Below are 14,652 nucleotides of genomic sequence, written 5' to 3' on the forward strand. Positions count from 1 at the left end.
GGGGGTTAGCCCCACTGACCCGGGCACCCCCGCTTCGTACGGTGGAACCATGGACGCACCCGACACCGAGCTCAAGAAAGAGCTCAAGGCCACCCTGCAGGCCCGCAACGAGCTGGGGGCCGACTACGAGTCCGCGCTCGTCGAGTCGTTCCTGGAGAAGGTCGAACAGCGGCTCGACAGCACGCTCGACCGACGGGTCAGGCGCCATCTCGCGGAGCAGCAGATCGTCGTCGCCCGCGGGGCCCGCTCGCCGGAGCAGCCGCTGGGGCACTTCGGGGAACGCTACGGGTTCGCGATCATCTCGTTGGTCCTGGCCATCCCGCTGTCCGCCATCGGCGCCGCCCAGGCCGGTATCCAGGGGCTGGTGGTCGCCTGGCTCGGGATCGTCGGCGTCAACGTCTTCCAGGCCGCCCACGGCGGGCGGCTGTTCGGGCGCCGGGAGAAGGAGCGGCGCGCGGCGTCCGACTGGGAGGACTGAGCGCGCCCGGCCCGTACGGCGGGCCTCATGCCTGACGGGTCGGCAGCACGACCAGCTGTCGCAGGTTGATGTGGCGCGCACGGCTGGTCGTGTAGGCGATCAGGTCGGCGATCTCGTCGCTGGAGAGCCCGCCGAGCGCGTCGAACATGCCGTCGAGCTGGCCGCTGAGTTCCGCGTTGTCGACGTGACCGGCCAGCTCCGAGTCGGTGAGGCCCGGTTCGATGTTCGTGACGCGGACGTCGCGCGGCCCGAGCTCGGTGCGCAGCGAGGCCGACAGATACGTGAGCGCGGCCTTCGTGGCGCCGTACACCGCGTAGTTGGGGAACGTGATGTGCGCGCCGATCGACGAGATGTTGACCAGGTCGGCGGTGCGGCCCTCGGCGGCGGCCGCCACCAGGTCGGCGGTGAAGGCGCGGATGATGCGCAGCGCACCCGCCACGTTGGTGTCGAGCATCCGCTGCCACTCGTCGGTGCGGCCCTCGTCCACGGGGTTCGGGAGCATCACACCGGCCGCGTTGACGACCAGGTCCACCCGGCCGAACTCGGCGTGCACCCGCTCGGCGGCGGCGTCCACGGACGCCTGGTCGGTGACGTCGGTGACCACGGCGAGCGCCCGGCCGCCGTCGGCGGTGATCTTGGCGGCGAGCTTCTCCAGCCGCTCCGCGCGGCGGGCCAGCAGCGCCACCCGGACGCCCTGGGCGGCGAGCAGCCGGGCGGTCGCGTCGCCCATGCCGCTGGCGGCTCCGGTGACGACGGCGGTGCGGCCTGCGAGCGTTGCGTACGACATGTCCGTGCTCCTCGGTGTTGTCCTGCCGGGGCGTTTCCCCGGCCTGGGCCCAACTCTGCGGCTGCGGGCCGCCGCTACCCAGGGGTGCGTCTTTCCTGGGTCCGGCAGTACCAGGCTGGGAGAGGGCCGGTCTTCTACGATCGGCGGCATGGACGGCGACCTCGGAGACTTCCTCCGCTCACGACGTGCCCGCATCCAGCCCGAGGACGTGGGGCTGAACTCCTACGGCAGAAGGCGCGTCCCCGGGCTCCGGCGCGAGGAGGTCGCCCAGCTCGCCGGGGTGAGCGTCGACTACTACATCCGGCTGGAACAGGGCCGCGGCCCCAGCGTCTCGGACGCCGTGCTCGACGCGATAGCCCGGGTGCTCCGGCTGGACGCCACGGAGCACGCCTACCTGCGCAAGGTGGCGCGCCCCTCGGCGCGCACGGCGGAACCGTCCACCGTGCAGCGGGTGCGGCCGGGGCTGCGGCTGCTGCTGGACACGCTCGACCGGGCGCCCGCCTTCATCCTGGGGCGCCGGATGGACGTACTGGCGTGGAACGCGCTCGGCGACGCGGTCGTCGGCTTCTCCCGGATGCCCGCCGCCGAACGCAACATGCCGCGCCAGACGTTCCTGGAGCCGGCGGCACGGGAGCTGTACCCGGACTGGGCGGCGGTGGCGGCGGAGACGGTCGCGTATCTGCGGCTGGACGCGGGACTGCACCCCGACGACAAGCAGCTCGCCACTCTGGTCGGCGAACTTTCGATGAAGAGCGAGGACTTCCGCCGGCTGTGGGCGGACCATCAGGTGAAGGCGAAGACGTACGGCGTCAAGCGGATCGGCCACCCGGTGGTGGGCGCGCTGACGCTCCCGTACGAGACGCTCGCCCTGCCCGGCGACGTGGGCCAGTCCCTGGTGGTCTACACCCCGGAACCCGGCTCGGAGACCGCTGAGCGCATCGCCCTGCTGGCGAGCTGGGCGGCCGCGCCGCGGGAGGACGGCGGGGAGGAGAACGCCGGGGACACGAGCGGTCTGCGCGCATAGATGTATCGCGGGGACCGCCGCACCCCCGGTTTCCCAGGGGGCGGGACGACGGCGGTCCCCGCGAGGGACGCGGTCCGGGTCAGGGCCGGTCTCGCATCCGGGCGACGGTGGAGGTCCGGGAGCCGCTCCGTAGTCCGTGTCGCCGTATCGGTGCCGGCGGGTTTCCCTGCCGACACCCACTAATCTGCCCGAGCCGTGTTAAGCCGGTGCTGCGGCCACGTGTCGCGCTCGTACCGTTTTCGCGAAGCCCGCGCTCCGGACCGGCCCGGCCGCGAGAGGGGCTACGGCTTGGGGGTGCCCGCCGTCGCGTCCTTGGCCAGGAACGCCAGCAGGTCCTGCCTGCTGACCACGCCCTTCGGCTTGCCCTCCACCAGCACGATCGCCGCGTCCGCCGCACCCGTACCGCCGAGCACCGCCATCAGGTCCTCGACCGGTTCGCCGGAGCCGACCTGCGGCAGCGGCTTGGACATGTGCTTCTCCAGCGGGTCGGTGAGCGAGGCGCGCTGCGCGAAGAGCGCGTTCAGCAGTTCCCGCTCGACCACCGATCCGATGACCTCGGCGGCCATCACGTCCGGGTGGCCCGCGCCGGGCTTCACGATCGGCATCTGCGAGACGCCGTACTCGCGCAGCACCTCGATCGCCTCGCCGACGGTCTCCTCCGGGTGCATGTGGACGAGCGTCGGGATCGGGCCGTCCTTGTAGTCGAGGACGTCCGCGACGCGGGCGGACGGGCCGGTGTCCTCGAGGAAGCCGTAGTCGGCCATCCACTCGTCGTTGAAGATCTTGCTCAGGTAGCCGCGGCCGCTGTCCGGCAGCAGGACGACGACCACGTCGTCGGGCCCGAGCCGCTTCGCGACCTCCAGGGCGCCCACGACCGCCATACCGCAGGAGCCGCCGACGAGCAGCCCCTCCTCCTTGGCGAGGCGGCGGGTCATCTGGAAGGAGTCCTTGTCGGACACGGCGACGATCTCGTCGGTGACCGTCCGGTCGTACGCCGTCGGCCAGAAGTCCTCGCCGACGCCCTCGACCAGGTACGGACGGCCGGAGCCGCCGGAGTAGACCGAGCCCTCCGGGTCCGCGCCGACGACCTTGACCGCGCCGCCGCTCGCTTCCTTCAGATAGCGGCCGGTGCCGCTGATCGTGCCACCGGTACCGACCCCCGCCACGAAGTGGGTGATCTTCCCGTCCGTCTGCTCCCACAGCTCGGGACCGGTGGTCTCGTAGTGGGAGCGGGGGTTGTTCGGGTTGGAGTACTGGTCGGGCTTCCAGGCTCCCGGCGTCTCACGGACCAGCCGGTCGGAGACGTTGTAGTACGAGTCCGGGTGCTCGGGGTCGACCGCCGTCGGGCAGACGACGACCTCCGCACCGTAGGCGCGCATCACATTGATCTTGTCCGTGGACACCTTGTCCGGGCAGACGAAGATGCACTTGTAGCCCTTCTGCTGCGCGACGATCGCCAGGCCCACGCCCGTGTTGCCGCTCGTCGGCTCGACGATCGTGCCGCCGGGCCGCAGCTCGCCGCTCTGTTCGGCGGCCTCGATCATGCGCAGGGCGATCCGGTCCTTGACCGATCCGCCGGGATTGAAGTACTCGACCTTGGCCAGAACCGTCGCCTGGATGCCGGCCGTCACACTGCGCAGCCTCACCAGCGGGGTATTGCCTACGAGACTGATCATCGAATCGTGGAATTGCACCGTGTACTCCGGGGTCTCCGAGATGGTGCGGCAAGAGTATGCGTACGGGCACGAGATTGGGCGAAGCGATTGAACGGCCGTCACTTCGGGGCAGTTAGCTCTGTGTACGGCAGTACGGCGACGAGGAGGTGGACCGGACTGTGTCGACGGCAAGGGTGGCACGGCGGATCGCGGCGGGCGCGGCCTACGGCGGTGGCAGCATCGGGCTGCTGGGCGCCGCGGCGGTGGGCGTCCTGCTGACGGAGGTCCAGCTGGCGAAGCGGCAGGTGGGCGGCGGCAGCGCCCCGGTCCCGCCGAGCGCGGACGGGCGGTACGGGGTGGCGTTCGCCGGGCCCGCCGATCCGCTGCGCTTCGGGCTGCTCGGGGACTCCACGGCGGCCGGGCAGGGGGTGCGCCGGGCCGGTCAGACACCGGGGGCGCTGCTCGCCTCGGGGCTCGCGGCGGTGTCGGAGCGGCCGGTGGATCTGCGCAACGTCGCGCAGCCGGGTGCGCGCTCGGACGATCTGGAGCGGCAGGTCTCCCTGCTGCTCGCGGACCCGGCGCGGATCCCGGACGTCTGCGTGATCATGATCGGGGCGAACGATGTGACGCACCGGATGCCCGCCACGCAGTCGGTGCGCTGTCTGACCACGGCGGTGCGCAGGCTGCGTACCGCCGGGGCCGAGGTCGTCGTGGGCACCTGTCCGGACCTGGGCACGATCGAGCCGGTCTACCAGCCGCTGCGGTGGCTGGCCCGGCGGGTGAGCCGGCAGCTGGCGGCGGCCCAGACGATCGGCTCGGTGGAACAGGGCGGGCGCACGGTGTCGCTGGGCGACCTGCTGGGCCCGGAGTTCGAGGCGAACCCGCGGGAGCTGTTCGGCCCGGACAACTACCACCCCTCGGCGGAGGGCTACGCGACGGCGGCGATGGCGCTCCTGCCGACGCTCTGCGCGGTGCTGGGGCTGTGGCCGGAGTCGGACCGGCTGGACGGTGCCCGGCGCGAGGACATGCTGCCGGTGGCCAAGGCGGCCTCCCAGGCGGCCAGGGAGGCCGGTACGGAGGTCACCGGGGCCCGGGCGCCCTGGGCGCTCCTCAAGCACCGCAGGCGGCGGCGTCTGCCCGCGGCCACGGAACCGCACCCCCACCCGCATCCGGAGATGCACGGGCAGCCGGGCGGTTCCACCCGGGTGGAACGCCGCCCCGGTCCCGGCACCGACACCTCGCCCCGGCACGCATGAGCTCCGACGGGCGCGCAGCTGTCAGCGACTGAGCGGTCGCTTAGAAAAGAGGCCCGCATCACATGCCCGGCCGGGTGACCTCAGCAGTACGTCCGGGTAACTTCCAGAACAGTCCTGCCAGACAGCCTTCCAGCCCTCATGGAGCCGCGTGATGCCCGAAGCCGTGATCGTCTCTGCTGCCCGTTCGCCCATCGGCCGGGCCTTCAAGGGTTCGCTGAAGGACCTGCGCGCGGACGACCTGACCGCCACGATCATCCAGACCGCCCTGGCCAAGGTCCCCGAGCTGGACCCCAAGGACATCGACGACCTGATGCTCGGCTGCGGCCTCCCCGGCGGCGAGCAGGGCAACAACCTGGGCCGCATCATCGCCGTGCAGATGGGGATGGACCACCTTCCCGGCTGTACGGTCACCCGCTACTGCTCGTCCTCCCTGCAGACCAGCCGCATGGCGCTGCACGCCATCAAGGCCGGCGAGGGCGACGTCTTCATCTCGGCCGGTGTCGAGATGGTGTCCCGGTTCGCCAAGGGCAACTCCGACAGCCTGCCGGACACCCGTAACCCGCTCTTCGCCGAGGCCGAGGCCCGTACCGCCGCCCGCGCGGCGGAGTCCGGCGCGAGCTGGCACGACCCGCGCGAGGACGGCCTGGTCCCGGACGCGTACATCGCGATGGGGCAGACCGCGGAGAACCTGGCCCGGATCAAGGGCGTCACCCGTCAGGACATGGACGAGTTCGGCGTCCGGTCGCAGAACCTCGCCGAGGAAGCCCTGAAGAACGGTTTCTGGGAGCGCGAGATCACCCCGGTGACGACCCCGGACGGCACCGTGGTCTCCAAGGACGACGGTCCGCGTGCCGGCGTCTCCCTGGAGGGCGTGCAGGGCCTGAAGCCGGTCTTCCGCCCCGACGGCCTGGTCACCGCGGCCAACTGCTGCCCGCTCAACGACGGCGCCGCGGCCCTCGTCATCATGTCCGACACCAAGGCGCGCGAGCTGGGCCTGACCCCGCTGGCCCGGATCGTCTCCACGGGCGTCTCCGGCCTCTCCCCCGAGATCATGGGCTACGGACCGGTCGAGGCGAGCAAGCAGGCGCTGAAGCGGGCCGGGCTCACGATCGACGACATCGACCTGGCCGAGATCAACGAGGCGTTCGCCGCCCAGGTGATCCCGTCCTACCGCGACCTCGGCCTGCCGCTGGACAAGGTCAACATCAACGGCGGCGCCATCGCGGTCGGCCACCCCTTCGGCATGACCGGCGCCCGGATCACCGGCACGCTGATCAACAGCCTGCAGTTCCACGACAAGCAGTTCGGCCTGGAGACCATGTGCGTGGGCGGCGGCCAGGGCATGGCGATGGTCATCGAGCGGCTGAGCTGAGCTGCAGCGGAGGGTAGGGGTCGCCCGAGGAACGAGGGCGGCACCTGCCCGCAGCGGAAGCGAAGCGAACGCGACCGAAGGCACGAGCGGCTGAGCTGAGCTGCAGCGGAGGGTAGGGGTCGCCCGAGGAACGAGGGCGGCACCTGCCCGCAGCGGAAGCGAAGCGAACGCGACCGAAGGCACGAGCGGCTGAGCTGAGCCGAGCTGAACTGGTCCGAACCGGGCCCGTGCCAAGTCGCTCCCGGACCCCCGGGCCCGGCGAAGTGGCTGGTTCCGAGCCCCGACCGTGACCGAATCTCCCCCAGGATGTGACCTATCTCCTGGGGGAGAGTCATTCCCGCAGGTCACAACCACATCAGAGCTAAACCCCAGGCCCAAAGACCTGTCCAATTCGTGACGTAATGCACTGACACATGGTGCCGTCACAGGCGAAGCTGATGTAGTAAGTCGGGGGATCGATTGAAACCGGGAGTATGTCAGTGAGCGCCATGCCTCTTGCCCTGTTGCTGACCACCGCCGCTGCCACGGCCGTGGGCGCTGCTGCTCTGCACGCCGCTCACGGGCTGCGTAAGCAGGTATCCGCCCTGCGTAGCGAGCTGGCCGACGGCCGCGCCCGTACTGCAGCCGTACCCGCTCAGAGCCGAAACGAAGCCACCCCCGCCGCCGAGATACGCGCGGCGGTCGCCGAGGCGCTGGCCGAGGAGCGGGAGCGCGAGCTCGCCGAGGCCCGTGCGTTCTGGGCCTCGCAGGAGGCGCGCGACGCCGCTGACGCCCCCTCCCTGCTGGGCGGACTGGCCGGGATCGGCGAGGACGCGCCGTTCTTCATGCCCCGCCAGAGCGACTTCGTCGGCCTGGAGTCGATGGACCTCGACGCCACAGAGGCGCTGGAGGAGCTGACGGAACTCGCCGAGCTGACGGAACTGGCCGACATGGCCGAGCTCCCGGAGACGGCGGAGTTCGCCGAGGACTCCCCCGAGCTGGCCGCGGCCCGTCGCCGGCACCCCTCGCACCCCGACTTCGTTCCGGTGCAGACACCCGTCGTCACCGACCACGAGCGCACGGTCAACCGCCTGGAGGAGCTGGCCGACAGCCGTACGGAACTCTCCGACGTACGCCCCGGCCCGCTCGGCACGCTCGATGTCTATGTGTTCGCCGACGGCACCACCCTCTGCATGACCCCCGGCCACCGCGAGACGGCCGAGCGTCTGGCCGAATCGCTGCGGGCCGGCGAGCACCCGGTGCTGCTCGGTGGTTCCGGTGTCTCCGGTGCGTACGCGCTGACGTTCTCGTGCGGCAAGGAGAACGTCTACATACTGGCCGACCGCGTCATCGCGAGCTTCTAGCCCGCGGACCGGTCGCCGGCCCCATCCCGGGCACAGCGGCTCTCGCCGGCCGCTGCCCCAGGGCACCCCGCGCTCCCGCGCCGGGCGCGTACCGCCTAGGCGAACGCCCGCCCGGCCGCTTCCTCCACGAACTGCACGGCCTCGTCCAGCTCCGCTGACGGGGCCATTTCCATGGCCACGGACAGATCCCGCCCCGCGACGGCGAGCTGGTCCCCGATCGCGAAGATCCCGGCGTCCGGCATGATCCTCGGCTCCCTGCCCGGTGCCTCGATGCGCTGGGCCCGCACCGACAGCTCCCTGGCCGCGGCCAGCCCCTCGGCCGCCGCACCCCGCTGCAGCCTGCTCTGCGGGGCGGCGCGCAGCCGGTCGGCGAATCGGTCCACGGCAATGATCAGGGGCGTCGTATCGAGCACCCCGCGACCCTACGCGCCCCTCCCGGATGGTTACCAACGGGCCGTTGCCCCGCCACAACAGAAACGGCCCGCAGGCTCCGTCGAGGAGCCTGCGGGCCGTTTCCCGGACCGTCGCGACTAGTCGTCGCCGCTGAGGATGGAGAGCAGGCGCAGCATCTCCAGGTAGATCCACACCAGGGTCATGGTGAGGCCGAAGGCCGCCAGCCAGGACTCCTCGCGCGGGGCGCCGTACGCGATGCCGTCCTCGACCTGCTTGAAGTCCAGGGCCAGGAAGCAGGCGCCGAGCACGATGCCGATGACACCGAAGAGGATGCCGAGGCCGCCGCTGCGGAAGCCCAGGCCGTCACCGCCACCGAAGGCGGCGAACAGCAGGTTGACCACCATCAGGAGCATGAAGCCCATGGCGGCGGCCATCACGAAGCCGTAGAACCGGCGGGTGACACGGATCCAGCGCATCTTGTACGCGAGCAGCACACCGGCGAAGACACACATGGTGCCCATCACCGCCTGCATCACGACGCCCGGCCCGATGTACGTGCTGACCGCGCTCGAGATGACCCCGAGGAACACGCCCTCGAAGGCGGCGTACGAGATGATCAGCGCGGGAACGGGCGTGCGCTTGAAGGACTGGACCAGCGACAGCACGAAGGCGATCAGCGCGGCGCCGATCGCGATGCCGTACGACTTGCCGAGGTTGGCCTCGTCGACCGGGAGCAGGGCCCAGGCGAGCACGGCACCGGCCACGACCGTGCCCAGCGTCAGCGCCGTGCGGGCGACGACGTCGTCGATCGTCATCGCCCCGGAGCGCGCCGGCGCCTGCGGGGCGCCGTACTGGGTGTCCTGCTGGGCGTAGGGGTTGGTGGCGTACGGGTTCGGGGCGGTGCCCTGTGCGTACGGGTTGGCGCCCGCTGCGGGGGCCCCGGCCTGCGGTGACGCGTTGAAGCCGGCGTGACCGTTGTCGCGGCTGAAGCCCCGTCGCGAGAAGACCGGGTTGCTGCTCCTCATCTCACTCCTCCATGGCCACCCAGCGCGGCCTTCCCATAAGAGTAATGGGTAGGCAAAGCAATCTCCCTAGTGCCAGGGGAGGATCTTTCCGCGATCGCAACGCGGCGCTTCGGCGCTCATCGGCGCGCATCACCGCACCTCAGCGCACTCCCCCGGTGGCGCCCGACGCCTCCCGGGCCACCCGTTCCAGCCGGTCGCGGTGGCTCCGCCACCATGCCGGGTCACCGGGCGCCATGTTGTCGGCCCCGCTCCGCAGCCCCGTGGTCCCGTCGATCAGCTCCCGTACGACATCGGCGTGCCCGGCATGCCGCTGGGTTTCGGCGACCATGTGGACGAGGACGCGGTGGAGCGTCAGCTCGTGGCCCGCCTCCCCGGGGAGGCGGCCCCTCGCGTCGAGATCCAGCGACTCGATCGTCGTATCCGAGTGGGCCCACACCCGGCGGTACTGCGCGACGATCTCCTCACGCGACTCCTCGGCGGTGGCCCACAGATCCGCGTTCGGCTCGGCGGCACCGGCGATCCAGAGCTTCGGCGCCCCGACCGGCCGCCCGAAGGTGTCACCGAAGTAGAACGCCTCGGCTCCGGTCACATGCTTGACCAGTCCCAGCAGATTGGTGCCGGTCGGTGTCAGGGGGCGGCGGATGTCGTACTCCGCCAGCCCCTCGAGCTTCCAGAGGAAGGCGTCACGGGCGTCCTGCAGATACAGGTGCAGGTCCTTCTTGTGGTCTGTTTCCGGCATGGAGCCAATCTGCCGGTACCGCCGCCGGCAGCCAACGGCTTTTCCGCCGGCACCGCCCGTCCGTCCGGCCGGCCGGCTATCCGGCCGCCTCCGCGGCCTCCGCCAGCCGCTCGAACGTCCCGGTGAGCACGGCCCTGCGCTCGGCCTTGTACCCGGCCTCCGGCTCCAGCCCGTCAATGGTCCGCTCCCACACCGCCATGAACGTGCGCTGCCACTGCCGGATCACCCCGGAGGGCGGGAGGGCCACCCCCACCCAGCCGTGGCCGTTCAGCGTGAGCAGCAGTTCCAGGTTGCAGGGGACGGTCACGCCCCAGTACTCGTCCGGTTCGATCCCGACCGGGTCACCGGCCATCGCCTCCGTCACCTCGGCCAGCAGCCGGCCCGTCAGCTCCGCGAGATGATCCGCCGCCGTATCGCTGTCGAAGTTGCCCGCACCCCACGTACCCATGCCCGCACCCCTGCTCCGCGTCGTCCTTGCCGGATCCCCATCACAGCAGAGGGCACTGACATCGCTTCCGGCACCCGGGGGCGGGTCCGCCGGACGCATTTTCTGTTCGGATTTCAACAGAAAATGCGGCATGCCAAAGGGACGAATTCCCCTCGGCCCCCGTCGGCCGTGGCGCGCAATGGTGCCCGGAGCCGGACTCGAACCGGCACGCCCCCGAGGGGCAGCGAGGTTTAAGCTCGCCGTGTCTGCATTCCACCATCCGGGCTTGGCGCGCGGCTCCGCGTTGGCACATGACCCTATCCGTGGGGCTCCCCCCGCTCAGCCGAACAGTGGCTCGATGTTGTCCTATTTTATTGAGTGCTTGAGGGTCCGTCAGCACATCCAGAAGGCATAGTCACACGCCTGGGCGTGATGACGACCACAGCAGACGGCTATCCGAATTGACGGAAACTCGCCTCCCCCGCGCAGTCGATTCGCCAGTGGCGCGCCATGGATCGCCATGGGCGCGCCACCCCTGCGGCAACTACCGCCTCGCGACACTGTCGTTGACGCAGCGCAGCACCGGACGCACCCCCAGCGCATCGGGGTCCGCAAGCGCCGCGCCCGTGACCGCGAACACGGTGCTCTCCCCGGGCAGCAGCGTGACGAGCATCTCGTCCACCTCGGCCGCCGGATCCAGCCGGTCGGGGAAGAGTGCGAGGTCCCGCAGAAGGGTGCGGGCCGTCACCTCGACGCGGTATCCGGGCGTCTCACCGCCGCTCTCCGTCACCGTGACGTCGTAGCGGGCCGGCGGCAGCTCGACGCGGGTGTCCTCCTCGTAGAACTCGACCGTCCTGGTGTCGCCGAGGCGCACGACCAGCAGTTCGCGGGTCCGGTCGGCCGGTTCGGCGACGGACGGCGGCAACGCGACCCGGGTGACGGAGCGCGCGGCCGTGCTCACCGCCATCTCCTCCTCGGCCAGCACCGCCCCGTCCAGCCCGTGCCGGATCAGGCGGAGCGTTCCGGCCCAGGGCGTGGCGGCGTCGTTGACCAGGTGGACTGCTCCGTCGCGCACCGCGATCAGCCGGTCCGCGTACACGTTCCGCAGGGCGTACCAGAGCGGCTTGCGGCGTCCGTCACCGTCGACGGCCGACCAGGAGACGACCGGCCAGCAGTCGTTGAGCTGCCAGACGATCGCGCCCATGCAGTACGGGGTGTGGGAGCGGAAGTGGCGGATGCCGAACGCGACGGCGCGCGCCTGGTTGAGCTGGGTGAGCCAGTGCCAGTCGTCGAAGTCCGCGCCCGGCTGCGGCAGATGGTCGCCCAGGCCCCGGAGCAGCTTGGCGTTTCCGTCCCCGGCCTTCTGGTGGTGGGCCAGGAGCGGGGCGTCGGGGGTCAGCGGGCCGCTGACCGCGCGGCGCAGGGTGGCGTACGCGGGCGGGCCCTGGAAGCCGAACTCGGCGACGAAGCGGGGCACCCGGTCCGCGTAGGCGAGATAGTCGGCCCGGTTCCACACGTCCCAGATGTGGATGGTGCCGTGTGCCGGGTCCTGCGGGTGGATGTCCTCGGTGCCGGAGTAGGGCGAGCCGGGCCAGTAGGGGCGGGTCGGATCGGTCCCGGTGACGATCGCGGGGAGCAGCTCGTGGTAGTAGCCGTGGCCCCAGGTGCGGTCGCCCAGCTCCTGCTGCCAGCCCCAGTCGGCGTGGCCCTCCAGGTTCTCGTTGTTGCCGCACCACAGGACGAGGGAGGGGTGCGGGGCGAGGCGGGTGACGTTCTCCCGGGCCTCGGCCGCCACCTCGTCCCACAGCGGCTGCTCCTCGGGGTAGGCGGCGCAGGCGAAGGGGAAGTCCTGCCAGACCAGCAGGCCCTTCTCGTCGGCCAGTTCGTAGAAGTCGTCGCTCTCGTAGAGTCCGCCGCCCCAGACCCGGATCAGGTTGACCCCGGCGTCGACCGCCCGGTCGAGGCGGTCGGAGATCCGCTGCCGGGTGACGCGGTGCGGGAAGCAGTCCTCGGGGATCCAGTTGACGCCGCGTACGAAGACCGGCTCGCCGTTGACCGAGATCCGGAACGCCTCCCGCTCCAGCGTGACGGCGCGGAAACCGGTCCTGAGCCGGCGCACGTCGTCGCCCACGCGGACCTTGACGTCGTACAGCGGTTGTCCGCCGTGGCTGTGCGGCCACCAGACCTCGGCCTGGGGAACCGAGAGGGTGACCGAGATGCAGTGCTCGTCCTCCGTGGCGATGAAGACGGCGCCCGCCCCGATCACCCCGACCTCGCCCGACAGCGGTACGAGGCCGTCGTGTTCGACCTCCAGCTCGGCGGTCAGGCGCGGCACCCCGTCCGCGTCCAGGTCCGGGAGCAGCTTCACCGAGGCGATCCGCGGGCCGCTCCAGGTCTCCAGCGCGACCGGCCGCCAGATGCCGGAGGTGACCAGGGTCGGCCCCCAGTCCCAGCCGAAGTTGCACGCCATCTTGCGGATGAAGGCGTACGGCTCCGCGTATGCGCCGGGCCGGTCGCCGAGCCGCTCACGCAGCTCCTCGGCGTAGGTGTACGGGGCGGTGAACCGTACGTCGAGGGTGTTGGCGCCCTCGACGAGCAGCGGGCGGACGGGGAAGCGGTAGCCGCGGTGCTGGTTGGCGGTCCGGCCCACTTCCGTGCCGTTGAGCAGGACGGTGGCGACGGTGTCGAGGCCGTCGAAGCGCAGATCGGCGTGATCGTGCCCGTCCGCCGTCCAGTCGAAGGTGGTGCGGTAGGTCCAGTCGGTGCGGCCGATCCAGCCGAGCCGGTTCTCGTTGTCGTCCAGGTACGGATCGTCGATGAGTCCGGCGGCCAGCAGGTCGGTGTGGACGCAGCCGGGCACGGTGGCGGGTACGCCCCCGGTGGGGAGCCCCACGGGTACGGGACCGTCGGCGGTGAGCGTCCAGCCGTCGTGCAGGGGCAGATGATGAAGGCTCATGCGGAGATCCTTCCGCAGTCGGGGAGCCGGGCACAGGCCGCGAAGTGGTCGTAGCAGGGGAAGGGGTCCCGGAAGCCGCCCTGGACGCGGCGGCCCGGCTCGTCCCGCGCGGGCCGACGGCCCCGCCGCGGTAGCGGGCGGGGCCGCTCTCAGGGCCGGTGTCATACCGCAGGAGGACGCCGGGACCCCGCGGTGCGACTCAAGGCTGCCCCGGGAACGGGCACCGGGAGTGACGACCGGGGGCGGACCGGCGGAGACGATGGAGTAGTGCCCCCGTCCCGGGCCCCCGCCACCGGCGGGGGCCGCCGGACGGGCTCCCCGTCCCGTACGAACCCGACCCTGGAGTCTCCCGTGACCACCATGTCCACCGCTCACCGCGCCACCGCGGTGGCCGCCCGCGCCACGGAACTCTCGAAGGTCTACGGAGAGGGCGAGACCAAGGTCGTCGCCCTGGACCGGGTCACGGTGGACTTCCCGCAGGGCGAGTTCACCGCGATCATGGGCCCCTCGGGCTCCGGCAAGTCCACGCTGATGCACTGCGTGGCCGGCCTCGACAGCTTCAGCAGCGGTTCGGTGCGCATCGGTGAGACGGAGCTGGGCACCCTCAAGGACAAGCAGCTCACCCAGCTGCGCCGGGACAAGATCGGTTTCATCTTCCAGGCGTTCAACCTGCTGCCCACGCTGACCGCGCTGGAGAACATCACGCTGCCGATGGACATCGCGGGCCGCAGGCCCGACCAGGACTGGCTGCGCAAGGTCATCGAGATGGTGGGCCTCGCCGACCGGCTGAAGCACCGGCCCACCGAGCTCTCCGGCGGCCAGCAGCAGCGCGTCGCCGTGGCCCGCGCCCTGGCCTCGCAGCCCGAGATCATCTTCGGCGACGAGCCGACCGGGAACCTGGACTCGCGCTCGGGCGCCGAGGTCCTCGGCTTCCTGCGCAACTCGGTGCGCGAACTGGGCCAGACCGTGGTGATGGTGACCCACGACCCGGCCGCCGCCTCCTACGCGGACCGGGTGATCTTCCTCGCGGACGGGGCGATCGTGGACCAGATGATGCACCCCACGGCGGACGGGGTGCTGGACCGGATGAAGGCGTTCGACGCCAAGGGCCGCACCAGCTGAGCCCCGGCTCCTCCCCAGGGCCTCCGTCGCACCGCCTCGTGCCGCGCGACGCCTGACCCATGCCCCCTTCCGGAA

13 protein-coding genes and 1 tRNA gene are annotated in these 14,652 nt (G+C 71.3%); 6 read left to right on the forward strand and 8 right to left on the reverse strand.

Annotated elements, in window-relative coordinates:
* Positions 1-49 precede the first annotated feature (49 nt).
* The gene (locus tag OG782_RS14240; protein WP_406450880.1) at positions 50-478 is read left to right on the forward strand and encodes a hypothetical protein; all 429 of its coding nucleotides are present in this window, start codon (positions 50-52) and stop codon (positions 476-478) included.
* A 25-nt stretch (positions 479-503) separates the two neighbouring features.
* Here the strand turns inward: OG782_RS14240 and OG782_RS14245 are convergent, their stop codons facing one another.
* A complete protein-coding gene (locus tag OG782_RS14245; protein ID WP_406450882.1) occupies positions 504-1,265 on the reverse strand; it encodes an SDR family oxidoreductase in 762 nt (253 codons plus the stop codon).
* Positions 1,266-1,413: 148 nt separating this feature from the next.
* Between OG782_RS14245 and OG782_RS14250 the strand changes: the two genes are divergently transcribed.
* Positions 1,414-2,289 carry a helix-turn-helix transcriptional regulator gene (locus OG782_RS14250; protein WP_406450884.1) on the forward strand — a complete coding sequence of 292 codons (876 nt, stop codon included), beginning with the start codon at positions 1,414-1,416 and terminating at the stop codon, positions 2,287-2,289.
* Between the two features lie 281 nt (positions 2,290-2,570).
* Here the strand turns inward: OG782_RS14250 and OG782_RS14255 are convergent, their stop codons facing one another.
* A complete protein-coding gene (locus tag OG782_RS14255; RefSeq protein ID WP_406450886.1) occupies positions 2,571-3,983 on the reverse strand; it encodes a cystathionine beta-synthase in 1,413 nt (470 codons plus the stop codon).
* Positions 3,984-4,138: 155 nt separating this feature from the next.
* On the opposite strand from OG782_RS14255, the gene OG782_RS14260 reads away from it, so the two are divergent.
* From OG782_RS14260 to OG782_RS14270, 3 genes are all read left to right on the forward strand, one after another.
* Positions 4,139-5,200 carry an SGNH/GDSL hydrolase family protein gene (locus OG782_RS14260; protein WP_406459059.1) on the forward strand — a complete coding sequence of 354 codons (1,062 nt, stop codon included), beginning with the start codon at positions 4,139-4,141 and terminating at the stop codon, positions 5,198-5,200.
* A 151-nt stretch (positions 5,201-5,351) separates the two neighbouring features.
* Positions 5,352-6,572 (forward strand): acetyl-CoA C-acetyltransferase, encoded by a 1,221-nt coding sequence (locus OG782_RS14265; RefSeq protein WP_406450888.1) that lies wholly within the window; start codon positions 5,352-5,354, stop codon positions 6,570-6,572.
* A 488-nt stretch (positions 6,573-7,060) separates the two neighbouring features.
* Positions 7,061-7,915, forward strand: a complete 855-nt coding sequence (locus OG782_RS14270; RefSeq protein ID WP_406450890.1) for a hypothetical protein — start codon at positions 7,061-7,063, stop codon at positions 7,913-7,915.
* A 95-nt stretch (positions 7,916-8,010) separates the two neighbouring features.
* Here OG782_RS14270 and OG782_RS14275 read toward each other — a convergent pair whose 3' ends face one another.
* The 6 genes from OG782_RS14275 to OG782_RS14300 form a co-directional block, all read right to left on the reverse strand.
* A complete protein-coding gene (locus OG782_RS14275) occupies positions 8,011-8,328 on the reverse strand; it encodes a hypothetical protein (protein ID WP_406450892.1) in 318 nt (105 codons plus the stop codon).
* A 117-nt stretch (positions 8,329-8,445) separates the two neighbouring features.
* Positions 8,446-9,333 carry a Bax inhibitor-1/YccA family protein gene (locus tag OG782_RS14280; protein ID WP_406450894.1) on the reverse strand — a complete coding sequence of 296 codons (888 nt, stop codon included), beginning with the start codon at positions 9,331-9,333 and terminating at the stop codon, positions 8,446-8,448.
* A gap of 139 nt (positions 9,334-9,472) precedes the next feature.
* Entirely contained in the window at positions 9,473-10,072 is a 600-nt protein-coding gene (locus tag OG782_RS14285; protein ID WP_406450896.1) for a DinB family protein, read from the reverse strand.
* Between the two features lie 76 nt (positions 10,073-10,148).
* The gene (locus OG782_RS14290) at positions 10,149-10,520 is read right to left on the reverse strand and encodes a DUF4259 domain-containing protein (protein ID WP_406450898.1); all 372 of its coding nucleotides are present in this window, start codon (positions 10,518-10,520) and stop codon (positions 10,149-10,151) included.
* A 179-nt stretch (positions 10,521-10,699) separates the two neighbouring features.
* Positions 10,700-10,785 (reverse strand) — tRNA-Leu (locus tag OG782_RS14295).
* 258 nt (positions 10,786-11,043) lie between these two features.
* Positions 11,044-13,455, reverse strand: a complete 2,412-nt coding sequence (locus OG782_RS14300; protein ID WP_406450900.1) for a glycosyl hydrolase 2 galactose-binding domain-containing protein — start codon at positions 13,453-13,455, stop codon at positions 11,044-11,046.
* 351 nt (positions 13,456-13,806) lie between these two features.
* On the opposite strand from OG782_RS14300, the gene OG782_RS14305 reads away from it, so the two are divergent.
* On the forward strand, positions 13,807-14,577 hold the full coding sequence (locus tag OG782_RS14305; RefSeq protein ID WP_406450902.1) for an ABC transporter ATP-binding protein: 771 nt from the start codon (positions 13,807-13,809) through the stop codon (positions 14,575-14,577).
* Positions 14,578-14,652: the final 75 nt, after the last annotated feature.

It is taken from the genome of Streptomyces sp. NBC_00876, from assembly GCF_045207435.1.
Classification (GTDB): domain Bacteria; phylum Actinomycetota; class Actinomycetes; order Streptomycetales; family Streptomycetaceae; genus Streptomyces.

What these genes read in the sequence shown, in the direction of transcription:
- OG782_RS14280 (WP_406450894.1), bottom strand. Translation starts at nt 9,333, where the DNA reads ATGAGGAGCAGCAACCCGGTCTTCTCGCGACGGGGCTTCAGCCGCGAC.
- OG782_RS14285 (WP_406450896.1), bottom strand. Translation starts at nt 10,072, where the DNA reads ATGCCGGAAACAGACCACAAGAAGGACCTGCACCTGTATCTGCAGGAC.
- OG782_RS14265 (WP_406450888.1), top strand. Translation starts at nt 5,352, where the DNA reads ATGCCCGAAGCCGTGATCGTCTCTGCTGCCCGTTCGCCCATCGGCCGG.
- OG782_RS14270 (WP_406450890.1), top strand. Translation starts at nt 7,061, where the DNA reads ATGCCTCTTGCCCTGTTGCTGACCACCGCCGCTGCCACGGCCGTGGGC.
- OG782_RS14300 (WP_406450900.1), bottom strand. Translation starts at nt 13,455, where the DNA reads ATGAGCCTTCATCATCTGCCCCTGCACGACGGCTGGACGCTCACCGCC.
- OG782_RS14290 (WP_406450898.1), bottom strand. Translation starts at nt 10,520, where the DNA reads ATGGGTACGTGGGGTGCGGGCAACTTCGACAGCGATACGGCGGCGGAT.
- OG782_RS14245 (WP_406450882.1), bottom strand. Translation starts at nt 1,265, where the DNA reads ATGTCGTACGCAACGCTCGCAGGCCGCACCGCCGTCGTCACCGGAGCC.
- OG782_RS14250 (WP_406450884.1), top strand. Translation starts at nt 1,414, where the DNA reads ATGGACGGCGACCTCGGAGACTTCCTCCGCTCACGACGTGCCCGCATC.
- OG782_RS14240 (WP_406450880.1), top strand. Translation starts at nt 50, where the DNA reads ATGGACGCACCCGACACCGAGCTCAAGAAAGAGCTCAAGGCCACCCTG.